Origin of the sequence: Luedemannella flava, from assembly GCF_039528515.1 — a bacterium.
Taxonomy (GTDB): domain Bacteria; phylum Actinomycetota; class Actinomycetes; order Mycobacteriales; family Micromonosporaceae; genus Luedemannella; species Luedemannella flava.
Window position 1 is genome coordinate 1 of the sequence record NZ_BAAALT010000088.1, and the last position, 22,852, is coordinate 22,852.

Annotated in this window: 20 protein-coding genes and 2 pseudogenes; 9 read left to right on the top strand and 13 right to left on the bottom strand. The window is 71.4% G+C overall.

All coding sequences use genetic code 11. The annotated features are described in order from the left end of the window. The 4 genes and pseudogenes from ABD211_RS16215 to ABD211_RS16230 all read right to left on the bottom strand — a co-directional run. A pseudogene (locus ABD211_RS16215) lies at positions 1 to 317 on the bottom strand (SIS domain-containing protein); the annotation flags it as partial. Further along, entirely contained in the window at positions 317 to 502 is a 186-nt protein-coding gene (locus tag ABD211_RS16220; protein ID WP_344131841.1) for a Trm112 family protein, read from the bottom strand. The gene ABD211_RS16220 and the pseudogene ABD211_RS16215, both read right to left, overlap by 1 nt. Before the next feature lie 208 nt (positions 503 to 710). Further along, the gene (locus ABD211_RS16225) at positions 711 to 2,090 is read right to left on the bottom strand and encodes a phosphomannomutase/phosphoglucomutase (RefSeq protein WP_344131844.1); all 1,380 of its coding nucleotides are present in this window, start codon (positions 2,088 to 2,090) and stop codon (positions 711 to 713) included. 80 nt (positions 2,091 to 2,170) lie between these two features. After that, positions 2,171 to 3,604: an aldehyde dehydrogenase family protein gene (locus ABD211_RS16230; RefSeq protein WP_344131847.1), complete on the bottom strand. Its 1,434-nt coding sequence runs from the start codon at positions 3,602 to 3,604 to the stop codon at positions 2,171 to 2,173. A gap of 146 nt (positions 3,605 to 3,750) precedes the next feature. Here ABD211_RS16230 and ABD211_RS16235 point away from each other — a divergent pair, with 146 nt between their 5' ends. The 5 genes from ABD211_RS16235 to ABD211_RS16255 all read left to right on the top strand — a co-directional run bounded on the left by ABD211_RS16235 (position 3,751) and on the right by ABD211_RS16255 (position 9,895). Then, positions 3,751 to 5,190 (top strand): gamma-aminobutyraldehyde dehydrogenase, encoded by a 1,440-nt coding sequence (locus ABD211_RS16235; RefSeq protein ID WP_344131849.1) that lies wholly within the window; start codon positions 3,751 to 3,753, stop codon positions 5,188 to 5,190. Next, complete coding sequence (gene gabT, locus ABD211_RS16240; protein ID WP_344131852.1) at positions 5,191 to 6,513, top strand: 4-aminobutyrate--2-oxoglutarate transaminase; 1,323 nt, start codon at positions 5,191 to 5,193, stop codon at positions 6,511 to 6,513. It abuts the gene before it with no gap. Positions 6,514 to 6,654: 141 nt separating this feature from the next. Further along, the gene (locus ABD211_RS16245) at positions 6,655 to 7,392 is read left to right on the top strand and encodes an SAM-dependent methyltransferase (protein WP_344131855.1); all 738 of its coding nucleotides are present in this window, start codon (positions 6,655 to 6,657) and stop codon (positions 7,390 to 7,392) included. Between the two features lie 18 nt (positions 7,393 to 7,410). Continuing rightward, positions 7,411 to 8,163, top strand: coding sequence for a phosphotransferase enzyme family protein (locus ABD211_RS16250; protein ID WP_344131858.1), 753 nt, complete (start codon positions 7,411 to 7,413; stop codon positions 8,161 to 8,163). Positions 8,164 to 8,260: 97 nt separating this feature from the next. Then, positions 8,261 to 9,895 carry an HNH endonuclease signature motif containing protein gene (locus ABD211_RS16255; RefSeq protein ID WP_344131861.1) on the top strand — a complete coding sequence of 545 codons (1,635 nt, stop codon included), beginning with the start codon at positions 8,261 to 8,263 and terminating at the stop codon, positions 9,893 to 9,895. Between the two features lie 125 nt (positions 9,896 to 10,020). Here ABD211_RS16255 and ABD211_RS16260 read toward each other — a convergent pair whose 3' ends face one another. The 7 genes from ABD211_RS16260 to ABD211_RS16290 form a co-directional block, all read right to left on the bottom strand. Continuing rightward, complete coding sequence (locus ABD211_RS16260; RefSeq protein WP_344131864.1) at positions 10,021 to 10,461, bottom strand: GNAT family N-acetyltransferase; 441 nt, start codon at positions 10,459 to 10,461, stop codon at positions 10,021 to 10,023. Positions 10,462 to 10,704: 243 nt separating this feature from the next. Beyond that, positions 10,705 to 11,970 carry a saccharopine dehydrogenase family protein gene (locus tag ABD211_RS16265; protein ID WP_344131867.1) on the bottom strand — a complete coding sequence of 422 codons (1,266 nt, stop codon included), beginning with the start codon at positions 11,968 to 11,970 and terminating at the stop codon, positions 10,705 to 10,707. A 92-nt stretch (positions 11,971 to 12,062) separates the two neighbouring features. Then, positions 12,063 to 13,520 (bottom strand): NAD(P)/FAD-dependent oxidoreductase, encoded by a 1,458-nt coding sequence (locus ABD211_RS16270; RefSeq protein WP_344131870.1) that lies wholly within the window; start codon positions 13,518 to 13,520, stop codon positions 12,063 to 12,065. Between the two features lie 25 nt (positions 13,521 to 13,545). After that, entirely contained in the window at positions 13,546 to 14,379 is an 834-nt protein-coding gene (locus ABD211_RS16275; protein ID WP_344131873.1) for an ABC transporter permease, read from the bottom strand. Further along, positions 14,379 to 15,305 carry an ABC transporter permease gene (locus ABD211_RS16280; RefSeq protein WP_344131876.1) on the bottom strand — a complete coding sequence of 309 codons (927 nt, stop codon included), beginning with the start codon at positions 15,303 to 15,305 and terminating at the stop codon, positions 14,379 to 14,381. The genes ABD211_RS16275 and ABD211_RS16280 overlap by 1 nt, the downstream gene beginning before the upstream one ends. Further along, positions 15,302 to 16,459 (bottom strand): ABC transporter ATP-binding protein, encoded by a 1,158-nt coding sequence (locus ABD211_RS16285; RefSeq protein WP_344131879.1) that lies wholly within the window; start codon positions 16,457 to 16,459, stop codon positions 15,302 to 15,304. Before ABD211_RS16285 ends, ABD211_RS16280 begins: the two co-directional genes overlap by 4 nt. 3 nt (positions 16,460 to 16,462) lie before the next feature. Then, the gene (locus tag ABD211_RS16290) at positions 16,463 to 17,626 is read right to left on the bottom strand and encodes an ABC transporter substrate-binding protein (protein ID WP_344131882.1); all 1,164 of its coding nucleotides are present in this window, start codon (positions 17,624 to 17,626) and stop codon (positions 16,463 to 16,465) included. Between the two features lie 425 nt (positions 17,627 to 18,051). Between ABD211_RS16290 and ABD211_RS16295 the strand changes: the two genes are divergently transcribed. The 3 genes from ABD211_RS16295 to ABD211_RS16305 all read left to right on the top strand — a co-directional run bounded on the left by ABD211_RS16295 (position 18,052) and on the right by ABD211_RS16305 (position 21,549). Beyond that, the gene (locus ABD211_RS16295; protein WP_344131885.1) at positions 18,052 to 18,579 is read left to right on the top strand and encodes an Lrp/AsnC family transcriptional regulator; all 528 of its coding nucleotides are present in this window, start codon (positions 18,052 to 18,054) and stop codon (positions 18,577 to 18,579) included. Between the two features lie 200 nt (positions 18,580 to 18,779). After that, positions 18,780 to 20,168: an aspartate aminotransferase family protein gene (locus ABD211_RS16300; protein WP_344131888.1), complete on the top strand. Its 1,389-nt coding sequence runs from the start codon at positions 18,780 to 18,782 to the stop codon at positions 20,166 to 20,168. Between the two features lie 31 nt (positions 20,169 to 20,199). Beyond that, a complete protein-coding gene (locus tag ABD211_RS16305) occupies positions 20,200 to 21,549 on the top strand; it encodes an NAD(P)/FAD-dependent oxidoreductase (RefSeq protein ID WP_344131897.1) in 1,350 nt (449 codons plus the stop codon). Positions 21,550 to 21,596: 47 nt separating this feature from the next. On the opposite strand, the gene ABD211_RS16310 is transcribed toward ABD211_RS16305, so the two are convergent. Together ABD211_RS16310 and ABD211_RS16315 are read right to left on the bottom strand one after the other, a co-directional pair. Beyond that, complete coding sequence (locus ABD211_RS16310; protein ID WP_344131891.1) at positions 21,597 to 22,013, bottom strand: hypothetical protein; 417 nt, start codon at positions 22,011 to 22,013, stop codon at positions 21,597 to 21,599. Positions 22,014 to 22,050: 37 nt separating this feature from the next. After that, complete coding sequence (locus ABD211_RS16315; RefSeq protein WP_344131894.1) at positions 22,051 to 22,437, bottom strand: DUF3499 domain-containing protein; 387 nt, start codon at positions 22,435 to 22,437, stop codon at positions 22,051 to 22,053. Between the two features lie 98 nt (positions 22,438 to 22,535). On the opposite strand from ABD211_RS16315, the pseudogene ABD211_RS16320 reads away from it, so the two are divergent. Further along, positions 22,536 to 22,852: pseudogene (locus ABD211_RS16320) on the top strand (hypothetical protein); the annotation flags it as partial.

Below are 22,852 nucleotides of genomic sequence, written 5' to 3' on the forward strand. Positions count from 1 at the left end.
CAGCCGGGCACGCCGGCGCTGCGGTGCGCCAGCACGGGCACCTGGGACCGCGAGCCGGCCACGGTGGCGAGAATGTCGCCGGCCCGGGCCGCCGTGCCGACGCCCGCGACGACGACGGCGCGCGGCCGGCCCTCGTCGGCGATCTGCGCGAGGTTGGCCTCGGCGGCCATGGCAGCCGACTCGCGCACCTGCGCGCCGGCCGACGCCAGCGCGCGCAGCATGTTCGACTGGTCGGCGGTGGCCAGGGCGGCCGCGTTGTCGAGCAGGGCCTCGTCGAGCTGGCGGTGTCCGCGCAGCCCGGCCTGCCCGTCGGGGATCATTCGGCGGCTCCCCGCGCGGGGCGTGCCTCGTCGAGCAGCAGCACCGGGATGTCATCGCGGATCTCGAAGACGCGGCCGCACTCGGTGCACGTCAGGGTCTGTTCGGCCGGGTCGTGCCGCAGGGGCGCGTGATGGGTGTCCGGGCAGGCGAGGATCTCCAACAGCTGCGGGTCAAGCGACACCGGAAGCTCCTTCCACGACACAGTGCTCCCACGACATATTGCGGGCTGAGGGCAGCTTAGTCGCCGCCCACCAACCCGACTCATCCACTCAACGCCGCCTCCCCCACCCGCGCCGCCGCCACCCCGCCCCCCGCCCGGGCTGTGGCGAATAAGGGTCGCTAGGTGGTCCAGATTCGCCACGCCGAGCCGAGGGCGCGGTGGGGGTGGGTCAGGCGCGGACTACCGACAGGATGGCGTCGCGGAGTTCGGCCATGCGGTGCTCCGTGGGGGCCTCGACGTTGAGGCGCAGGAGCGGCTCGGTGTTCGAGGCGCGCAGGTTGGCCCACGAGTTGTCGGCGAAGCTCAGCGTCAGGCCGTCCAGCTCGTCCAGCTCGGCGTCCGGGAAGGCGCCACGGACCGCCGCCAGGCGGCCCTGCTGGTCGTCGACCGTCGAGTTGATCTCGCCGCTGGCCGCGTACCGGGTGAACTCGGCCGACAGCTCCGACAACGGCCCGTCCTGCTCGCCGAGCGCGGCCAGCACGTGCATCGCGGCCAGCATGCCCGTGTCGGCGCCCCAGAAGTCGCGGAAGTAGTAGTGCGCGGAGTGCTCGCCGCCGAAGACCGCCCCGGTGGTGGCCATCTCGGCCTTGATGAACGAGTGGCCCACCCGGGTGCGCACCGCCGTGCCGCCGTGCTCAGCGACGATCTCCGGCACCGCCTTCGACGTGATCAGGTTGTGGATGATCGTCGAGCCGGGGTGCTTGGCCAGTTCGCGGGTCGCCACGAGCGCGGTGATCGCGCTCGGCGGGACGGGGTTGCCGTCGGCGTCGACCACGAAGCAGCGGTCGGCGTCGCCGTCGAAGGCCAGGCCCAGGTCGGCGCCGTGTGCCACGACGGCCTTCTGCAGGTCGACGATGTTCTCCGGCGCCAGCGGGTTCGCCTCGTGGTTCGGGAAGTTGCCGTCCAGCTCGAAGTACATCGGGATGATCGTCAGCGGCAGGGCGGGCAGCGCCTCGTCGCCCAGCACGGCCGGGACCGTGTACCCGCCCATGCCGTTGCCGGCGTCCACGACGACCGACAGCGGCCGGATGCCGCTCAGGTCGACCAGCGTGCGCAGGTGCGCGGCGTACTCGACGAGCAGGTCGCGGGATTCCTCGGTGCCGGTCGGCTCGGCCGGCGCGGCGCCGGAGTCGATGATCGCCTGGGCGCGGTCGCGGATCTCGGCCAGACCCGTGTCCTGGCCGATCGGCTTCGCGCCCGCGCGGCACATCTTGATGCCGTTGTACTTGGCCGGGTTGTGGCTCGCGGTGAACATGGCGCCGGGCAGGCCGAGCTTGCCGGAGGCGAAGTAGAGCAGGTCGGTCGAGCCGAGGCCCGCCATGATCACGTTGGCGCCCTCACCGCGGGCGCCCGCGCTGAACGCGGCGGCCAGGCCGGGCGACGAGGCGCGCATGTCGTAGGCGATGACGATCGTGTCGACCGCCTCGCCGCCCGCCGCCAGCGTCTGCACGAAGGCGGCGCCGATGGCCCGGGCCACGTCCTCGTTGAGCTGGTCGGGGACGGTGCCCCGCACGTCGTACGCCTTCACGATCGCCGAAAGGTCAGCCACGGGCCTGCTCCCTAGTTTGAGTTGGTCAGGAACAGCCTAACGAGGCCCGGTTACGGCGAGGCGTGCAGCAGGTTCCGCGACTAAATATCGATGCCTGTGAGTACCATCACGCGCGCCTCGGTGTAGTCGTCCATCGCCGGGCGCAGGCCCTCGCGGCCCTCGCCGGAGCCCTTCGTCCCGCCGTAGGGCATCTGGTCGGCGCGGTAGCTCGGCACGTCGCCGACGATCACGCCGCCCACTCTGAGCGTCCGGTGCGCCGCGAACGCGGTCCGCAGGCTGTGCGTGAACACGCCCGCCTGGAGCCCGAAAGCCGAGTCGTTGACGGCGGCGAAGCCGGCCTCGTCCGACTCCACCGGGGCGATGACCAAAACCGGCCCGAAGACCTCGTCGGCGCAGACCTTCGCGTCGGCCGGCACGCCGGAAAGGACGGTCGGCGCGTAGCTGGCTCCGGCCCGTACTCCCCCGGTGTGCAGGGTGCCGCCGGCGGACAGCGCCTCGCTGACCCACGTCTCCACCCGCCTGGCCGCGTCCTCGCTGACCAGGGGCCCGACGTCGGTGGCCTCGTCGTTCGGGTCGCCGGTGCGCAGCGCCCCGACCTTGGCGATGACCCGCTCGCGCAGCCGGTCGAAGACGTCGCGGTGGGCCAGCACGCGCTGGACGGCGATGCAGCTCTGGCCGGCCTGGTAGTTGGAGAAGGTGGCGATGCGGGTGGCCGCCCAGTCGAGGTCGGCGTCGGACGACCAGTCGGCGCAGACCAGCGCGGCCGCGTTGCCGCCCAGCTCCAGCGTGACGTGCTTGTGCGGGACGGCGGCCCGGATCCGGGCGCCGACCGGACCCGACCCGGTGAACGACACGACGGGCAGGCGCGGGTCGGCGACCAGCCCGGCGGCGCGTTCGTTGGGCAGGGGCAGCACGGAGAACATGCCGGCGGGCAGGTCGGTCTCGGCGAGGATCTCGCCGAGCAGCAGCGCCGACAGCGGCGTCGCGGGCGCCGGCTTGACCACGATCGGGGCGCCGACCGCGAGCGCCGGGGCGACCTTGTGGGCCACCAGGTTCAGCGGGAAGTTGAACGGGCTGATGCCGAGGACCGGTCCGCGCGGCACCCTCTTGACCAGCGCCAGGCGCCCGGCGGCGGCCGGGTCGGTGTCGAGGCGCTGCAGCTCGCCGCTGAACCGGCGGGCCTCCTCAGCCGCCCAGCGGAACGTCGACACGGCGCGGCCGACCTCGGCGCGGGCCCACTTGAGCGGCTTGCCGTTCTCGGCGGTGATGAGGCGGGCGACCTCGTCGGCGCGTCCGGCGAGCCGCCGGCTCACGTGGTCCAGCGCCGCGGCGCGGGCGAAGGCGGGCAGCGCGGCGGCCTCGTCGGCAACCGCGGCGGCCGCCGCGACGGCGGCCGCGACCTGCTCGGGCGTGGCCCACGACGTGGTGCCGACGACCCGACCGTCATAGGGATGGGTCACGGTCAGCTCGTCGCTGCCGGTCTGCGCCTTGCCCGCCACCCAGAACGGGGTCATGTCCGAACACCTCCGTGTGCGCGTCTACCCGCAGACTAGACCGGTCAACCGGAGCACGGAAATAGTGGCCGCTTACCTTGTCCGCTGCGGAATCAGTTGCAAGGATGGCGAGCAAATCGCGATTACAGCCGACACGGGAGTCGCACATGGCGGACAAGCGGGTGCTCCGGAACTTCATCAACGGCGGGTACGCCGAGCCGACCGACGGCGGGTACGCCGACCTGATCGACCCGTCCACCGGCGAGGTGTTCGCGGCCGCCCCGGTCTCCGGCGACGCCGACGTCGACAAGGCGATGAACGCCGCCGCCACGGCGTTCGAGTCGTGGGGCCGCACCACGCCCAAGGAGCGCCAGCTCGCGCTGCTCAAGCTCGCGGACGCCGTGGAGGCGCGGGCCGGGGACCTGCTGGACGCCGAGTGCCTCAACACCGGCAAGCCGCGTCAGCTCACCGCCGACGAGGAGATCCCGCCCTGCGTCGACCAGCTGCGCTTCTTCGCCGGCGCGGCCCGGATGCTGGAGGGCCGCTCGGCGGGGACGTACATGGCGGGCCACGAGTCGTACGTGCGGCGCGAGCCGATCGGCGTCGCCGGCCAGGTCACCCCATGGAACTACCCGCTCATGATGGCCATCTGGAAGATCGCCCCGGCGCTGGCGGCCGGCAACACGGTCGTCCTCAAGCCGTCGGACACCACCCCGCTGTCGACGCTGCTGCTCGCCGAGATCGCCGCCGAGTTCCTGCCGGCGGGCGTGTTCAACGTCGTCTGCGGCGACCGGGACACCGGCCGCGCCGTCGTGTCGCACCCGACCCCGCAGATCGTGTCCATCACCGGCTCGACCCGCGCGGGCCGCGAGGTGGCCTCGGCCGCCGCGCCGGACCTCAAGCGCACCCACCTGGAGCTGGGCGGCAAGGCCCCGGTCGTCATCTTCGACGACGCCGACATCGCGACGGCCGCCGAGGCGGTGGCGATCGGCGGCTACTTCAACGCCGGCCAGGACTGCACTGCCGCGACCCGCGTGCTGGTCGGCCCCGGCATCTACGACGAGTTCGCCGCCGCGCTCGCCGAGCAGGCCGCCAACACGAGGACGGGCGCCCCGACGGAGGAGGACATCCTCTACGGCCCGCTGAACAACGCCAACCAGCTCGCCCGCGTGACCGGCTTCATCGACCGGCTGCCCGACCACGCGAACGTGGTCACCGGCGGCGCCCGCCAGGGCTCGGTCGGCTTCTTCTACACCCCGACCGTGGTCACCGGCGTCCGCCAGGACGACGAGATCATCCAGGACGAGGTGTTCGGGCCGGTCATCACGCTGCAGCGGTTCTCCGACGAGGACGAGGCGGTCCGCTGGGCCAACGGCGTCGAGTACGGCCTGGCCGCCTCGGTCTGGACGCGCGACCACGGCCGCGCCATGCGGATGACCACCAAGCTCGACTTCGGCTGCGTCTGGGTGAACACGCACATCCCGTTCATCTCGGAGATGCCGCACGGCGGCTTCAAGCACTCCGGCCACGGCAAGGACCTCTCGGTGTACTCCCTGGAGGACTACACCCGGATCAAGCACGTCATGCACTTCATCGGCGAGGCGTAGATGAGCACGTCCTCCTCAGTGGCCGCCGGAGGCGGCCGCACCCCGTCCGAGGAGCTGCACAAGCGGCGCACCGCCGCCGTGTCGCGCGGCGTGTCCAACATGCTGACCTCCTATGTGGACCATGGCAGCGGCGCCACGTTCACCGATGTCGACGGCCGCGAGTGGCTCGACTTCGGCTCCGGCATCGCCGTCACGAGCGTCGGCCACGCCGCGCCACGCGTCGTCGAGGCGGTCAGGGCGCAGGTGGAGCGCTTCGCGCACACGTGCTTCATGGTCGCCCCGTACGAGTCGTACGTCGCCGTCTGCGAGCAGCTCAACGAGCTGACGCCGGGCACGCACGACAAGCGCTCGGCGCTGTTCAACTCGGGCGCCGAGGCGGTCGAGAACGCCGTGAAGATCGCGCGCCACTACACCGGGCGCCCGGCCGTCGTGGTGTTCGACCACGCCTACCACGGCCGGACGAACCTCACCATGGCGCTGACCGCCAAGAACATGCCGTACAAGCACCGCTTCGGCCCGTTCGCCGGCGAGGTCTACCGGGTGCCGATGTCGTACCCGCTGCGCGACGGCGGCCTCCTCGGGTCCGTCGCCGCCGCGCAGGCGATCGACATGATCGAGAAGCAGGTCGGCGCGTCGAATGTGGCCGCCGTGCTGATCGAGCCGATCCAGGGCGAGGGCGGCTTCGTGGTCCCCGCGCCCGGCTTCCTGCCCGCCCTGTCGGCGTGGGCGACGCAGGCCGGCGCGGTGTTCATCGCCGACGAGATCCAGACCGGCTTCTGCCGGACCGGCGACTGGTTCGCGTGCTCGCACGAGTCGGTCGTGCCGGATCTCATCACGACGGCGAAGGGCATCGCCGGCGGCCTGCCGCTGGCCGCCGTCACCGGCCGCGCCGAGATCATGGACGCGGTCCACCCCGGCGGCCTGGGCGGCACCTACGGCGGCAACCCGGTGGCCTGCGCCGCCGCGCTGGCCTCGATCGAGACCATGCGCGAGGAGGACCTCAACGCCGCCGCGCGCCGCGTCGAGTCCGTGATGGTCCCGCGTCTGCGGGTCCTCGCGGCACGCCACGCCGCGATCGCGGACGTCCGTGGCCGCGGTGCGATGCTCGCGGTGGAACTCAACCATCCGGGTACGCTCACGCCGCACCCCGAGCTGGCGGCGGCGGTCGCGAAGGCGTGCCACGAGGCGGGCCTGCTCGTGCTGACCTGCGGCACGTACGGCAACGTGTTCCGCTTCCTGCCCCCGCTGGTCATCAGCGACGAGCAACTGGGCGCTGGTCTCGACATCATCGACGCGGCCTTCACGGAGGCGACGGCGCGATAAATCCGTTGCCCCCGGGGCGCGGCTCGGTACGCTCCGGGGGCACGTCCACGTACCAAGGGGTGATTTGTATGAAGGTCCTCGGCCGGATTCAGCAGATTTCCAGCCCGAACCCTTCATACGTCAGGAATCCCTGCATTGGACATGTTGCGCTACACGATCCGCGAAGCTGACCACCGGATCCTCAACCCCTTCACGCCCGACAAGCTCGCCACGCTCGGCGAGGCGGCGCACCTGCGCCCCGGGCAGTCGATCCTCGACCTCTGCTGCGGCAAGGGCGAGCTGCTGTGCACCTGGGCCCGCGACCACGGCGTCACCGGTCTCGGCGTCGACATCAACCCGGCCAACACGGTCGCCGCCGACGCCCGCGCCGACGAACTGGGCGTGCGTGACCAGGTGCGCTTCGTCGAGGCTGATGCCGTCGGCTACGTCGCCGACGAGCCCGTCGACATCGCCGCGTGCCTCGGCGCGACCTGGATCGGCAACGGCGTACCGGGCACGATCGACCTGCTGGAACGCAGCCTCCGGCCGGGCGGCCTGCTCCTCGTCGGCGAGCCGTACTGGCGGCTCGACCCGCCGGACCAGGAGACCGTGCACGGCTGCTGGACCGCCGACAAGTCCGACTTCCGGTCGCTTCCCGACCTGGTCCGCCTCTTCGGCGAGCTTGGCTGGGACATCCTGGAGATGGTGCTGGCCGACCAGGACAGCTGGGACCGGTACTCGGCCTCCCAGTGGTTCAACATCCGGACCTGGCTGGACGCCAACCCGGACCACGAGCTGGCGGCCGAGCTGCGCGAGGAGCTGACCACCGAGCCGTTGCGCTACGTGACCTACGCCCGGGAGTTCCTGGGCTGGGGCGTCTTCGTCCTGAAGCGCCGCTGATCGGGTAAGGGGGTTGCCGTGCTTGAGATTCCGCTGGTCGGCGGGAATGTGGCGGACTCGGTCGTGCGCGTCGGCGAGACCGTCCGCAAGCCGGCGACCGCCGCGACACCGGCCATTGAGGCGTTGCTGCACCACCTCGCGGACGCCGGCTTCGCCGGCGCGCCGCGAACCCTCGGCCGCGACGAGCGTGGCCGACACATCCTCGAGTACGTGCCGGGCGCCATGGCGGACACGTTGCCGCCGATGACCCCGGCCGAGCTGCGCCGGGTGGGCGGGCTGATCCGGGAGCTCCACGACGCCGTGGCCTCCTTCCGCCCCCCGCCCGGCCTCACCTGGGGCACCCTCTTCGAACCCGACGGCGACGACATCATCTGCCACAACGACCTGGCCCCGTGGAATCTGGTCTGTTCCGAGGGCCGTTGGGTCTTCATCGACTGGGACGGCGCCGGCCCCGGCACCCGACTATGGGACCTGGCCTACGCCGCCCACGGCTTCGTCCCGCTCTCCCCCGGCGGCTCGCCGTCCGTGGACGCGCCCCGCCTGCGCGCCTTCGCCGACGGCTACGGCCTGGACGAGCGGCAGCGCCGCGCCCTGCCGCCACTGATCGTCGCCCGCACGCGCGCCATGTACGACCTGCTGCACTCCTCGTCCCTGACGGGCGCCCAACCGTGGGCCAGGCTCTACGCCGAGGGCCACGGCGACCACTGGGGTCCGGCCGCGACCTACATAGAACGCAACCTCGACACTTGGACCGCGGCTCTCCTGGCATAGTCCATAGTGGACCGCTGGTCCCGCTCGGCTCTGCTTCCCCATAGGAAACAGGCAACTGACGGTTCCGATCTTCGTACGTCAGTACTAATGTTGGGCCATGCTCGCGGGGGAGCTGACCACGATCGCGGACGCGGTGACGCGCCTCGCCGCCCGACCGACCTGGTCGCCGGGCGACGCGGCTCTGCTCGCCGACTGCGCCGCGCTCCACGCCCTGGAGCAACGGGTGGCGGCCCTCAAGCTCGTGGCCCTCGGCGAGCTGGACGAACGCGGGCTCGCCCACGACGCCGGCGCCACGTCAACGATGGCCTGGCTCCGCTGGCGCTGGCGCATGTCGGCGGGCGCGGCGAGCGCCGCACTCAGGTTGGCCCGGGCCCTCCGTCGCCACCCGGGAACGCGCCGCCGCCTGCTCGCCGGTGAACTCACCCAGGAGCAGGCCCACGCGATCGTCGAGTCCCTCGACGCGCTCCCCGACGACCTGCCCGCCCTGCTCAAGCTCTCATCGGCCACTTCTGACGGCCCCGCTCCAGGCGAACCACGGTCGGTCGACGACCTCGCCGCGCCAGGAGCGCCAGATGTCAGCAACGGCCCGGGCTCTCGCGACGTGCCATCGGGTCCCGACATGACCCACTTCGGCCCAGACCACGCCGACCTGGTCAACACCCACCCGGGTGACGCCGACGCGGGTGACGCCGACGCGGCGGATGTCGTTGCACGGGTCGAGGCGTTGCTGCTCGACCACGCGGCCTCGCTGGACCCGCGCGGCCTGCGGGTGGCCGGGCGACACGCGTTGGCGGTCATCGCCCCCGACGTGGCGGACGAGGCGGAGCGCCGGGCGCTGGAGCGGGCCGAGGCCCGCGCGCACCGGGCCCGGCGCCTCGACCTGCACGACGACGCGATGGGCGGCACGCTGATCCGGGGCTACCTCGACCGGGAGGGCGCGACGATCCTGCGCACCGCGCTCGACCCCCTTTCCGCGCCGCGGGGCACAGCGGACGACCGCACGGCATGCCAACGCCGGGCCGACGGCTTGATCGACCTGTGCCAGCGGGCCATGCACCGCACGGCCACCGGCAACACAACCACAAGCGGCCCAACTAAAGGCAGCACGGCCAAGGGCAGCGGGGCCGCAGACGGCGCGGCGACTTACGGCAGCGCCACGGGCGCCACGGCCGGGTGCGGCGCCGCCGATGGTGACTCGATCCGGAGCCCCAGCATGTCGGGCGGGCTGCCCGCGCAGGGTGGGCTGCCGACCCAGTTGGTTGTCACCACCAGCTACGACGTGCTGACGCGGGCGCTCGGTATCGGGCACACGGACCATGGCGAGGCGTTGAGCCCGGCGATCGTGCGGCGACTGGCGTGCGACGCGGCGATCCTGCCCGCCGTCCTGTCGGGCGACGGGCAGGTCCTCGACGTCGGCCGGGCCCGGCGGCTGTTCACCGGCGCCGCCCGGCGTGCCCTGGTCATCCGCGACCAGGGCTGCGCCTTTCCCGGCTGCGACCGCGGCCCAACGTGGACCGAGGCCCACCATATGCACTCCTGGCTGCACGGCGGCGGCTCGGACATCGGCAACGGCGTGCTGGTCTGTCGGGTCCACCACCAACTGCTTCACGAACCCGACGGCTGGCGGGTGCGCCTCGGCAAGGACGGGCTGCCCGAGTTCATCCCACCGCCGTGGATCGACCCCGGGCAACGCCCTCTACGCAACGCCCGCCGCCGGACCCGGGCGCCGTGACCGGCCGGGCGCTGCCCTGCGCCACCCTCAGCCGCTGACGCGGGAGGCGCCCGCCGGCCCTAGCACTAGGCCGACCTAGCACTAGGCCGACCTAGCCGATCTAGCCGATCTAGCGGTTGGCCGGCCTAGAGGCGTAGGCCAAGGTAGGTAGCGTCCGCGCTGGCGCCCGGAACGTCGATGACCTCGAAGCCGACCCGGTCGTAGAAGGCGCGCGCCTTCACGTTGGCCGTCGCCATGCCGAGATGCACGGCCGGGACGCCGGCCTCACGCAACGCGGCCAAGAAGGCCGCGATCAGCTGACGACCCAGGCCGCGACGCTGGTACGCGGGGAGGATGTCGATGTGCAGGTGCGCCGGCCAGGGCGCCAGTGCCGGGATGACCATGCGTTCGGGGTGGTGCAGGTTGTCCGCCATCCTCTCGTCGGGGTTCGCGGGCCTGCCGCCCGCGCCGCTCGCCACCAGCGGGTATTTGTCGGCGACCAGCGGCAGCCACTCCTCGCGGAACCGACCCGCGAACCTCGCCGTGTCCGCGGTGCCCAGCACATAACCCACAATGCCGCCGGGCACCGAGCACTCCGGCTCAGCACTCTCCGGCTCAGCACTCTCCGGCTCANGCTGCCGGGGTCCTCGACCACGAAGGCCAGCTCGGGCTCCAGATGGGCGTACGGCAGGGCGAACAGGTTCGGCAGGACGGTCGGATCGGCGTAGCGACCGGTGGCGTCCTCGCCGGCCGCGCCGGTGCGGATGCAGACGTTGGCGAGGCCGGCGTCGTCGGCCGGGCCGTACGGGCGGATTACCGGCATGAGCGACTCACCCACATGCCGGGACGCTATCCCGCTGGCCCCACGGGGAGCCGTACTCGGTGAGGAGGTCCAGGAACGGGACCGGGTCCAGGGCCTCCGGGCCCAGGACGCCCGTGCCGGTCCAGGCGCCGGACGCCAGCAACTCCAACGCCACCACCGGGTTGATCGCGGTCTGCCAGACGACGGCCTGCGAGCCGTACTCCCGCATGGACCATTCGTTGTCGACGACGTGGTAGAGGTACGTCTCGCGGGGGCGGCCGGCGAACGGCGTGCCCTCGGCGCCGATGCCGCGCACCAGGGTGCCGGCGCACGTCTTGCCGCTCATCCGGCTGCCCAGGCCGGCCGGGTCGGGCAGGTTCGCGGCCACCACGTCGCGGGGGCTCACCTCGACCGACTGCCCGCCGGCGCCGCGTACCGACACCGGGGAGGTGCCGTCCAGACCGAGCTTGTGCAGCGTGCGGAGGACGTCGATGAACTCGTTGCCGAGGCCGTACTTGAAGGTGACCCGGCGCGCGTCCACCCAGCGCGGGATGAGCAGCACCTCCTCGTGCTCCACGTTCACGCACTCCACCGGGCCGATGCCCTCGGGGAAGTCGAACACCTCCGGCTCGGAGAACGGCTCCGTGGTGAACCAGCCGCGGTCGCTCTCCCACACCACCGGCGGGTTCAGGCACTCCTCGATCGTCGTCCAGATGGAGAACGACGGCGCGAAGTCGTAGCCGGACACGGTCAGGTTCGCGCCGTCGCGCACACCGACCTCGTCGATCGACGTGAACAGGTGGTCGGCGGCGTACCGGGCGAAGATGTCCGACAGGCCCGGCTCCACGCCGATGCCGACGAGCGCCAGGCGGTCGGCGGCCTCCCACCGCGACGCTGCCGCGAACTGCTCATCGCCGAGCTTCACGCCGGTCAGCTCGTACGGCCGGTCGGGGTGCGGCCGCGACAGCGACATCGCCATGTCCAGGTAGTCGGCCCCCGCCGCCAGCGCGCCCTCGAAGATCGGCATGACGAACCGCGGGTCGACCGCGTTGAACACATGCGTGATCCGGTGCTCCCGGCACAGCGCGGCGACGGCGGCCGCGTCCGAGGCGTCGACCCGCACCGCGGCGAACCGCGGGTCAGGCCCGTCGGTCCCACTCACCGCGGCCACCGCATGCTCCGCGCGATCAAGATCATAATCACCCACATAGTACGTCTCGAAAAAGGCGCGGCGGGCCGCGATCCGGACGGCGGCGGCGCCGACGCCGCCGGCACCGATCTGAAGGATGCGCATCACTAAACTCCTTTTAATGGATGAATAAATAGAAAAAGGGTTCTGCAAACTAAGGGACGGCGCCGACCACACGGATCAGCTGTCGCAGCCGATCAGCTGTCGAAGCCGAGACCGAGCCGGTCGAGGGTGCGCAGCCACAGGTTGCGGCGGCCGTCGCGCGCGTCGGCGCGGGCCAGCGACCAGCGGGTCGCCTGAATGCCGAGGTAGCGGGCCGGCTCCGGCGGGAACGGCACCGGCTTGCTCCGCACGAACCGCAACGAGGTCAACGACCCGAAACCCGGGAGCGCCCGACCAGGGATGACCGGACCCCAGTCATGAGGGCCCGGGGCACGGAGGAGTTCGAGCATGACGGCGGCGCCGAAGCGGGTCGCGCCGACGCCCAGGCCTGTGTAGCCGGTCGCGTACGCGAGACGGCCGCCGTACGCGCTGCCGAAGAAGGCGCAGAACCGGCTGCACGTGTCGATCACGCCGGCCCACTGGTGGGAGAAGCGGACCTCCCCGGCCAACTGGGGGAAGGTCTCGAAGAACTGGCCCGCGAGCAGCTCAAACGTGGCCGGGCGCCGCTCCAGGTCGGGGCGGATCCGGTTGCCGTAGTGGTAGATCGCGTCGTAGCCGCCCCAGAGGATCCGGTTGTCGGCGGTGACGCGGTAGTAGTGGAACTGGTTCGCCGAGTCGGACAGGCCCTGCCGGTTGCGCCAGCCCAGCGAGTCGAGCTGCCCGGTCGTCAGCGGCTCGGTGACGACCGCGTAGTCGTAGACCGGGGCGATGTAGGCCCGCAGCCGACGCAGCAACGGCGCGAACGCGTTCGTCGCGAGCACCACCCGCCCGGCCCGTACCGGACCTGCGGCCGTGGTGAGGCGCAAGGCCGCCCCATCGGCGCGCAGCCCGGTGACCTCGGTGTGCTCGGCGATGCGGACGCCCGCGTCGAGGCAGGCGCGACGCAGGCCCCAGGCCAGCTTCGCCGGGTCGAGCAGCGCGGTGGTGTCGCGGTGCCAGACCCCGCCCAGATAGGTGGGCGAGTTCAGCTCCGCGCGGGTCGCCTCCGCGTCGAGCACGTCGATCCGTTGGCCGAAGCGTTCCGCGAGCGCCACCTCGTCGTCGAGGGTGGCGAGCTGCCAGGACGCGGTGGCGACCGACAGTTCGCCGGTGCGCTCCCAGTCGCAGTCGATGCCCAGCTCGGCGATGGTCGCCCCGATGGCGTCGAGGTTGCGCTGGCCGAGCGCGACGAGCGTGTCGGCCTCGTCGGGGAACCGGGCCGACCCGTTGGCCGGCCCGTGGGTGAGGCTCGACGCGCAGAAGCCCCCGTTGCGCCCGGACGCCTCCCCACCGCACACGCCGCGCTCCACAATGAGCACGTCGAGCGCGGGGTCGGCCTGCTTGGCGAGCAACGCGGTCCACAGACCCGAGTACCCGCCGCCGACGATCGCGAGATCGGCGGTCGCCGGTCCGGTCAGCGGCGGCTGCGCCTCCGGCCGCAGGGACCGGTCCAACCAGAAAGGAACGTTCTCCGCATCAGCAAGCGATGCTCGGATGGTATGGCTGCCCACCATAACGGATCATCCCCGACAACGCGGACTACGAAGTTGGAAGCGTCGAGGCGCGGAGCGCCGACCGCAGCGACCTGCGGCGGCGCCAGCTGAGAATCTCGCCGATCACGACGATGACGAACGCGACGCCGAACATGACGGTGCCGACCACGTTGACCTCGCGCGGGATCCCGCGCAGCGAGGAGCCCCAGACGTACATGGGGAACGTGGTGAACGTGGCGCTCGTGTTGAAGTTCGTGATGATGAAGTCGTCGAAGGACAGCGAGAAGGACAGCAGCGCGGCGGCCAGGATGCCCGGCGCGACGAGCGGCAGGGTGACCCGCAGGAACGTCTGCCGCTCGCTGGCGTAGAGGTCCATGGCGGCCTCCTCCAGGCGGGGGTCCATGCCGGCGAGCCGCGCCTTCACGGTGACCACCACGAACGACACGCAGAACATCACGTGCGCGATGAGCACCGTGACGAAGCCGAGCGGGATGCCGGCGGAGACGAACAGGGCCAGCAGCGATGAGCCCATGACCACCTCGGGCGTCGCCATCGGCAGGAAGATCAGCAGGTTGGTCGACGCCCGCCCCCTGAACCGGTGCCGCGCCAGCGCGAACGACATCAGCGTGCCGAGGATCGTCGCCACGACCGTCGCGATCAGGCCGATGAGCAGGCTGTTGATCACCGCGTCGCGCATCTCGCCGGGCCGCAGCGCGGAGTGCCAGTACTCCGTGGTGAAGGTGCCGTTGAGGTCGTAGTCGAGCCGGCCGTTGGAGCGGTCGAACGACAGCCGCACGACGTAGTAGATCGGCACGAACATGTACACGAGCACGAGCAGCCCGACCCACAGCGTCCACCGCTGCCGGAGCCAACGCCACATCACACGACCTCCTCTGTGCCGGCACGGCGGACATAGATGAGGACCAGAATCAAGATCGCACCCATGAGTACGAACGACAGCGCGGCCGCCGACGGGTAGTCGTTGACGACGAGGAACCGGGACTGGATCGCGTTACCGATCATCGTGGTGTTCGGGGTGCCGAGCAACGACGCGTTGATGTAGTCGCCCGCCGCGGGGATGAACGTGAGCAGCGTGCCGGCGACCACGCCGGGCATGGACAGCGGCAGCGTCACCTTGCGGAACGCGGCGAACGAGCCCGCGTACAGGTCGCTGGCGGCCTCCAGCAGCCGGCCGTCGAGCTTCTCCAGGCTGGCGTACAGCGGCAGGACCATGAACGGCAGGAAGTTGTAGATCAGACCGCACACCACGGCGAACGGGGTGGCGAGCAGGCGCAGGTCGTCCGGGACGAGCGGCAGGTCGCGCAGGAACCGCACCAGGCCGCCGTTGTCCGACAGGATCGTCTTCCACGCGAGCGTGCGCAGCAGGAAGCTGGTGAAGAACGGCGCGATCACGCAGACGAGCAGCAGGTTCTTGAACCGGCCCGCCTTCTGCGCGATCGCGTACGCCAACGGGTAGCCGAGCAGCAGGCAGACCAGCGTGGTGATCAGCGAGTACGCCAGGGAGCGGCCGAAGTGCGGCAGGAAGTCGCGCACCGCGTCGGCGTAGTTGGCGAAGTGCCACGTCATCGCGTAGCCGTCCTGCAGCGACCCGGTCGGGTCGTACAGGCTGGTGGCGAACAGCGAGACGAGCGGCGCGATGAAGAAGACGGTCAGCCACAGCGCGCCCGGCAGGAGCAGCAGGTACGGCAGGACGCGCCGCCGCTTGGCACCCGCGACCGGCTCGCTCGCGCGCGGCGGCACCGCGACGGACGACCCGCCCCCGCCCAGGTGGCCCAACGCGCTCATCTGGTGCCCGCGGGCAGGTTGTCCGGCAGTTCGTAACCGTCCGTCGGCTGGTTGCCGGGTGCCCGGTGCAGGACGAACGAGTGCGACGGATGCCAGAAGGCGACCACGGGGGTGTTCGGCGCGAGCGGGCCGCCGGCCTGCGCGTTGGCCGAGAACGCGGACAGCTGCTGGCCCCACGGCGTGCGCAGGAGGTACTCGGTGCTCACGCCGGCGTAGCACGTGTCGGTGACGACCGAGTCGATGCCGACGTGACCGTCCGGCAGGGCGGTGCCGGCGGGTGCCAACTGCACCTTCTCCGGACGTACCCCCAGAAAGACGTTGCCCTGCGCGGACCTCGCGCGGCTCGCGGGCGCCGCGAACCGCGTGCCTCCCACGTCGAGCGTGAGGTCGTCCCCGGCGCGGCCCGTCACCGTCGCGGACAGCAGGTTGGACTGGCCGAGGAAGTTGGCGACGTAGGCGGTGGCCGGGAACTCGTACATGTCGGCGGGGGCGCCGAGCTGCTCGATGCGGCCCGCGTTCATCACGGCCACGGTGTCGGCCATCCACATGGCCTCCTCCTGGTCGTGCGTGACGTGCAGGAACGTGATGCCGACCTCGGTCTGGATGCGCTTGAGCTCGATCTGCATCTGGCGGCGCAGCTTGAGGTCGAGCGCGCCGAGCGGCTCGTCGAGCAGCAGCACCTGCGGCCGGTTGATCAGCGCCCGGGCCAGCGCGACGCGCTGCTGCTGGCCGCCGGAGAGCTGGGCGGGCCTGCGTGCGCCCAGGCCGGCCAGCTGCACCAGGTCCAGCATCTCGCCGACCTGCGTCCTGATGTCCCGGCTCTTCACGCCGCGCCGACGCAGGCCGAACGCGACGTTGTCGAAGATGTTCAGGTGCGGGAAGAGCGCGTAGCTCTGGAAGACCGTGTTGACCGGGCGCTGGTAGGGGCGCTTGTGGGCGATGTCCACGCCGCCCAGCAGCACCTTGCCCGACGTGGGCTCCTCCAGGCCGGCGACCATCCGCAGGGTGGTCGTCTTGCCGCAACCGGACGGCCCGAGCAGCGCGAAGAACGAGCCCTGCGGGACGGTCAGCGTGAGGTCGTCCACCGCCGTGAACGCGGCGAACTTCTTCGTGACGTTGGCCAGGTGCAGCTCAGTCGAGGGGGACGACGTCATTGCTCAGGCCCCGATGACCTTCTGGAACTTCTCCCCGTACGACTTGATCTCGGCGTCGGTCAGGGTCCGGAAGTCCTTGGCCTTGGCCAGCTCCTCGCCGGTCGGGAAGATCAGCGGGTTCTCCGCCAGCTCCGGGTCGACCTTCGCCATCTCGGCCTGCGCGCCGTCGACCGGGCAGATGTAGTTGACCCAGGCCGCGACCTCCGCCGCCACCTTGGGGTCGTAGTAGTAGTTCATGAGCTTCTCGGCGTTCGCCTTATGCGTCGCCTTGTTCGGCACCATCATGTTGTCCGTGAAGTAGGTGAACCCCTCCTCGGGGTTGACCCACTTGACGTTCTCGTTCTCGAAGCCGAGCTGGATGACGTCGCCCGACCAGGCGAAGCACGCCGCGATGTCGCCCTTGTCGAGATCCTGGGCGTACTCGTTGCCGGTGAACTTGCGGATCTGCCCGGACTGGACGGCCTTCTCCAGCTTCGCGAGCGCGGCGTCGAACTGGGCGTCGGTGAAGGTCCGCGGGTCGTTGCCGTTCGCGAGCAGCATCAGCGCCATGGTGTCCTCCATCTCGCTGAGCATGGCCACCTTGCCCTTGAGGTCGGGCCGGGTGAGGAGGTCGTTGATGGACCTGACCTCCTTGGTGACCTTCGCGTTGTAGGCGACGCCGGTGAGGCCGGCCTGCCAGACCACGCCGTACTCGTCGTTGGGGTCCCAGCTGGGGGCCTTCAGGAACGACGAGAGGTGGGCCGCGACGTTGGGCAGGTTGGCCTTGTCGAGCTTCTGCATCCAGCCGAGGCGCACGAGCTTGCCGGCCATCCAGTCGGTCATGACGATGACGTCGCGGTCGATCGACTGGCAGGCGCCGAGCTGCTTGTTGATCTTGCCGAAGAACTCGTTGTTGTCGTTGATGTCCTCCGCGTAGGTGACCTTGATGCCGGTCGCCTGCTCGAAGCCGATCAGCGAGGGACGCTTGGTCTCGTCCTTCTCGTCAACGTCGATGTAGAGGGGCCAGTTGGAGAAGGCCAGGGTCTTCTCGGTCGCCGAGTTGTCCGTGCTCACACAGGTGGCCTCGGTCTGCTTCGTGCCCTTGGTGCCGCACGCGGCGAGCGAGCCGCCCAGGGCGGCCAGCGCGCCGGCGGCCGCGGTGCCGCGCATCAGGGTCCGCCGGGACATCGATCCAGATCCACCGAACGCGGCCACCACGGCCGACGCCTCAGGCGAAAGCGGCTTGCGGGAGGAAGTGCGCATAGCGTGCTCCTACGGAAGTCGGGCTCCGACGGACCGGACTGCTCCTTCGAGCGACTGGTCGCGAGTGGGGGGTTCGACGATCAGCGGGGTTTGACGATCAGCTCAGGTGAGCACCGATCCTGGCAGACCAAACAGTCCGTCACAAGGGATTCCGTTGCGGTTGTAGCGGCTGGCGACGAAATACGCGAGACTCTCGGCGACGGTCGCGTCCTAATCGACATTGTTCGCGCCATCGGGAAACCGTCGAGCAACAGCCGGGACACGGCACGGTAACGGACCGCCGACTGAGCGTCGCACCCGACCCCGGACCAGCCACACTAGCCCACCACGAACGACCTGAGGGAGCGGCCATGGAAGAGCAGCGGGGCAACCACCGCCGCAACGGCGCCGGCCGGGGGCACGCCGGCCGGGAAACCGGGCGCGACGGGGCGAACCCGCTGCTCGACGACGTGGCCAAGCAGATCATCGAGCAGCTCCAGGAGGACGGCCGGCGGCCGTACGCGACGATCGGCAAGGCCGTCGGCCTGTCCGAGGCGGCCGTACGCCAGCGGGTGCAGCGGATGCTCGACGCCGGCATCATGCAGATCGTCGCCGTGACCGACCCCCTGCAGCTGGGCTTCCCCCGCCAGGCCATGATCGGCATCCGCTCGTCCGGCGACCTCGAACGCATCGCCGACCAGCTCGCCGAGCTGACGGACGTCGACTACGTGGTGATCACGGCCGGCTCCTTCGACCTGCTCACCGAGGCCGTGTGCCGCAACGACGACCACCTGCTGGAGATCCTGCAGCAGATCCGCTCGGTCGAGGGCGTCACCGCGGCCGAAGCCTTCGTGTACCTCAAGCTCCGCAAGCAGACCTATAGCTGGGGCACGGCTTAGGGGTCGGTCAGGCAACAACGGATTCCGTTGCGTTAGGTGTCATAGGCTGCGCTTAGGGCTTGCTTGACCTGCGATTCTGTGCGATAACCGTGGTGCCACAGCATCAATACCACAGCAGCATCAATACCACAGCAGCGCCAATACCACAGCAGCGCCAATACCACAGCAGCGTCGTCACCACAGCATTGCGAGGCGGGACCATGTCCGACACGGAGCTGGAACAGATCGGCGGGCACGCCGCCGACCACCTGTGGATGCACTTCACCCGGATGGGGTCCTACCGCGACGCCGACGTGCCCGTCATCGTCCGTGGCGAGGGCGCCTACGTCTGGGACCAGCACGGCAAGCGCTACCTCGACGGCCTCGCCGGGCTGTTCGTGGTGCAGGCCGGACACGGTCGCACCGAGCTCGCCGAGGCCGCCGCGAAGCAGGCCGCCGAGCTGGCGTACTTCCCGCTGTGGTCGTACGCGCACCCGAAGGCCGTCGAGCTGGCCGAGCGCCTGGCCACCCTCGCGCCCGGCGACCTGAACCGGGTCTTCTTCACCACCGGCGGGTCCGAGGCGGTGGAGAGCGCGTGGAAGCTCGCCCGGGCGTACTTCAAGCGCACCGGCAAGCCGACCAAGCACAAGGTGATCTCGCGGCACATCGCCTACCACGGCACGTCGATGGGCGCCCTGTCGATCACGGGGCTGGCCCCGATCAAGGCGGACTTCGAGCCGCTCGTGCCGACCGGCATCAAGGTCCCCAACACCAACCTCTACCGCGCCCCCGCCGGCACCGCGGGTCCCGACGGGACGGACGCGGAGGCGTTCGGGCTCTGGGCGGCGAACCGGATCGAGGAGGCCATCCTCTTCGAGGGCCCCGACACGGTCGCCGCGGTGTTCCTGGAGCCCGTGCAGAACTCCGGCGGCTGCTTCCCGGCGCCGCCCGGCTACTTCCAGCGGGTCCGCGAGATCTGCGACAGGTACAACGTGCTGCTCGTCTCGGACGAGGTGATCTGCGCGTTCGGCCGCCTGGGTGAGTACTTCGGCGCCCAGCGGTACGGGTACCAGCCCGACATCATCACCTGTGCGAAGGGCATCACCAGCGGGTACGTGCCGTTGGGCGCGATGATCGTACGCGAGCGGCTGTTCGAGCCGTTCGCCACGGGCACCGAGGCGTTCCTGCACGGCATCACGTTCGGCGGCCACCCCGTCGCCTCGGCCGTGGCGCTGGCCAACCTCGACCTGTTCGAGCGCGAAGGCCTGCTCGAGCACGTGCGCACCAACGCGCCGGTCTTCCGGTCGTACCTGGAGCGCCTGCGCGACCTGCCGATCGTCGGCGACGTGCGCGGCGACGGCTTCTTCTACGGCATCGAGCTGGTCAAGGACCAGGCCACCCGCGCGGTGTTCAGCGACGACGAGTCCGAGCGGCTGCTGCGCGGCTTCCTGTCGAAGGCGCTCTTCGAGGCGGGCCTCTACTGCCGCGCAGACGACCGGGGCGACCCGGTGGTGCAGCTCGCCCCGCCGCTGATCTGCGAGGAGTCGCACTTCGCCGAGATCGAGCAGATCCTGCGCGGGGTGCTCACCGAAGCCTGGCAGCACCTGTAAGCCCGTGGACTACCGCGCCCTGTCCCACTGGATGTCCAGTGTGGACGACGATCTGACGCCCCGGCCGGCGCTGCCCGGCGACACCGACGTCGACGTGTGCGTCGTCGGCGCCGGGTACACCGGCCTGTGGACCGCGTACTACCTGGCCCGGGCGGACCCGTCGCTGCGGGTCGCGGTGGTCGAGGCGGAGATCGCGGGCTTCGGCGCCAGCGGCCGCAACGGCGGCTGGTGCTCCGCGCTTTTCCCGCAGTCGGTGTCGGCGCTCGCCCGCCGGCACGGGCGCGGAGCGGCCGTGGCGCTCTACCGCGCCATGCAGGCCACGGTCGACGAGGTCGGGGCCGTCGCGGCCGCCGAGGGCATCGACTGCGACTTCACCAAGGGCGGCACGATCATGCTGGCCCGCACCCCGGTGCAGCTGGAGCGGGCGCGCGAGGACATTCAGGAATCCCGGGAGTACGGCTTCGCCGACGGCGATCTCGAACTGCTCGACGCCGACGAGGCGTCCCGGCGGTGCGGGGCGGCCGGGGTGCTCGGCGCGACGTACACGCCGCACTGCGCGGCGATCCACCCGGCGAAGCTGGTCCGGGGCCTGGCGCGCGCGGTCGAGCGGCGCGGCGTGCGCGTCCACGAGCGCACCCGGGTCCGCGCGATGCGGCACGGCGCGGTGCTCACGGCGCACGGCACCATCCGGGCCCGGACGATCGTGCGCGCCACCGAGGGGTACACGCCGGCGCTGCCGGCGCTGCGCCGCGTCGTCGCGCCCGTGTACTCGCTGATGCTGGTCACCGCGCCGCTGCCCGCGACGTTCTGGGGGACCGCCGGGCTGGCCGGGCGCGAGACGTTCACCGACCACCGGCACCTGATCATCTACGGCCAGCGCACGGCCGACGACCGGCTGGCGTTCGGCGGGCGCGGCGCGCCCTACCACTTCCGGTCGACCGTACGGCCCGAGTTCGACCGGGACGCGCGGGTCCACGCGGCCCTGCGCGAGACGCTCGCCGACTTCTTCCCCGCCCTGCCGGCGGACGTCGAGATCACGCACCACTGGGGCGGGCCGCTCGGTGTGCCGCGCGACTGGCACCCGTCCGTCGGGCTCGACCGGCGCGCCGGGATCGCCTGGGCCGGCGGGTACGTCGGCGACGGCGTGGGCACGGCCAACCTCGCCGGCCGTACGCTCGCCGACCTGATCACGGGCGAGGACTCCGAACTGGTCCGGCTGCCCTGGGTGGGGCACCGGTCGCCGCGCTGGGAGCCGGAGCCGCTGCGCTGGCTGGGGGTCAACGCCGGCCTGCGCGTCATGACGGCCGCCGACGCCGAGGAGGCCCGGACGGGCCGCCCCTCGCGGCGGGCGGCCCTGTTCTCGCGCCTCCTCGGCGGCTGACCCTCAGCTCGTCACAGCTCCTGCGGGCGTCACAGCTCCTGCAGGCGTCACAGCTCGTGCAGGCAGAGCGCCGTGCCGGTGCCGAGCCGGCCCACCCAGATCGCCCCGTCGGAGGTGGGATGCAGCAGTTCGCACAGGGTCTCGTGCTGCGCGGACTTTGACCGATCGCGCATGAGCGCCACGATCTGGTAGGCGGCCCCGGTGCCGGCACAGTCCACCGCGTCCAGTTCGCCCGCCGAGGCGCCCTCCGCGACCGCCGTGGCCGGCAGGCAGTCGCCCGCCTTCACACTGACGGCGCCCGCGCTCGACCGGAGCAGGCCGTAGCCATACATCAGGATGACGATCACCACCGCCACGCTGATGAAGATCACGAGTTTTGTGCGACGTAGGACCCGCCGCCACGTCGGCTCCGGTTTGTCCGCCGGTTCGTCCGGCTCATCGACATAGCGCCCGTGCGGGTACACGGCCATCCTTACGCAAGGGGTGAACGCCGCACCTGGGTCAGCGCTGCGGCGGGATCACCCGGAGGTGGCCGCGACGCCCCAGGCTACCCCCGCCGGTCGCGCGGGTGGACCGGCCGGTGGGTGGGGGCGGGATGTCCCCGTCCGCGTTGGTGGGCCGGGCGGCCTCCCGGACCGCCTCGGCGAGCGCGACGAGATCGTCCACATTGGGCGGTGGCGGGTCGAACTCGCCCTCGTGCCTGACCAGGTCCCACCCGCGGGGCGCCGTCAGGCCGCGTGCGTGGGCCTCGCAGAGATCGTAGGAATGCGGCTCCGAGAAGGCCGCCAGCGGGCCGACCACGGCGGTCGAGTCGGCGTAGACGTAGGTCAGCGTCGCGACGGCCGTCTTAGGGCAGCCGTTGCGGGAGCAACGCCGTGGGGACCTCACGGGCGCACGTTATCTCGCGACAGACGTTCGACCACGACGGTGCGCCTCGACACGCCGACGCCGAGACCGCTTCGAGACCGTGGCGATAGGCTACCCAGGTGACAAGTCTTGACCCGCGGAGCGGCGGCATGCGCGCAGGGCCGCCCGACCCGACCGGCGGCGGCCCCTCAGGTGCTGCCGGGCCCGGCGAGGGCGGGTCGCTCGGCAGCGGGTCGCTCGGCGGGAGTGGCTCGCCGGACGGCGCCGGCACTTCGGGCACCGCGGGACCTTCCGGCCATTCTCCGGCGGGCTCATCCACGCCGGGCCCGTCGACGGCGGGCCCCTCAACCGCGGGCCCGTCGCTGGTCAGCGAACTGCGGACGGCGGGCGGCGTGCGGGCGGGCGAGCCGCGGGCGACCGGCCCCCGGGCCGGCGG

Excerpts from the sequence above, each read along its gene's own strand:
- ABD211_RS16230 (WP_344131847.1), bottom strand. The coding sequence starts at position 3,604 with ATGACCCCGTTCTGGGTGGCGGGCAAGGCGCAGACCGGCAGCGACGAG.
- ABD211_RS16235 (WP_344131849.1), top strand. The coding sequence starts at position 3,751 with ATGGCGGACAAGCGGGTGCTCCGGAACTTCATCAACGGCGGGTACGCC.
- gabT (WP_344131852.1), top strand. The coding sequence starts at position 5,191 with ATGAGCACGTCCTCCTCAGTGGCCGCCGGAGGCGGCCGCACCCCGTCC.
- ABD211_RS16245 (WP_344131855.1), top strand. The coding sequence starts at position 6,655 with ATGTTGCGCTACACGATCCGCGAAGCTGACCACCGGATCCTCAACCCC.
- ABD211_RS16255 (WP_344131861.1), top strand. The coding sequence starts at position 8,261 with ATGCTCGCGGGGGAGCTGACCACGATCGCGGACGCGGTGACGCGCCTC.
- ABD211_RS16265 (WP_344131867.1), bottom strand. The coding sequence starts at position 11,970 with ATGCGCATCCTTCAGATCGGTGCCGGCGGCGTCGGCGCCGCCGCCGTC.
- ABD211_RS16270 (WP_344131870.1), bottom strand. The coding sequence starts at position 13,520 with ATGGTGGGCAGCCATACCATCCGAGCATCGCTTGCTGATGCGGAGAAC.
- ABD211_RS16275 (WP_344131873.1), bottom strand. The coding sequence starts at position 14,379 with ATGTGGCGTTGGCTCCGGCAGCGGTGGACGCTGTGGGTCGGGCTGCTC.
- ABD211_RS16280 (WP_344131876.1), bottom strand. The coding sequence starts at position 15,305 with ATGAGCGCGTTGGGCCACCTGGGCGGGGGCGGGTCGTCCGTCGCGGTG.
- ABD211_RS16285 (WP_344131879.1), bottom strand. The coding sequence starts at position 16,459 with ATGACGTCGTCCCCCTCGACTGAGCTGCACCTGGCCAACGTCACGAAG.
- ABD211_RS16290 (WP_344131882.1), bottom strand. The coding sequence starts at position 17,626 with ATGTCCCGGCGGACCCTGATGCGCGGCACCGCGGCCGCCGGCGCGCTG.
- ABD211_RS16295 (WP_344131885.1), top strand. The coding sequence starts at position 18,052 with ATGGAAGAGCAGCGGGGCAACCACCGCCGCAACGGCGCCGGCCGGGGG.
- ABD211_RS16300 (WP_344131888.1), top strand. The coding sequence starts at position 18,780 with ATGTCCGACACGGAGCTGGAACAGATCGGCGGGCACGCCGCCGACCAC.
- ABD211_RS16305 (WP_344131897.1), top strand. The coding sequence starts at position 20,200 with ATGTCCAGTGTGGACGACGATCTGACGCCCCGGCCGGCGCTGCCCGGC.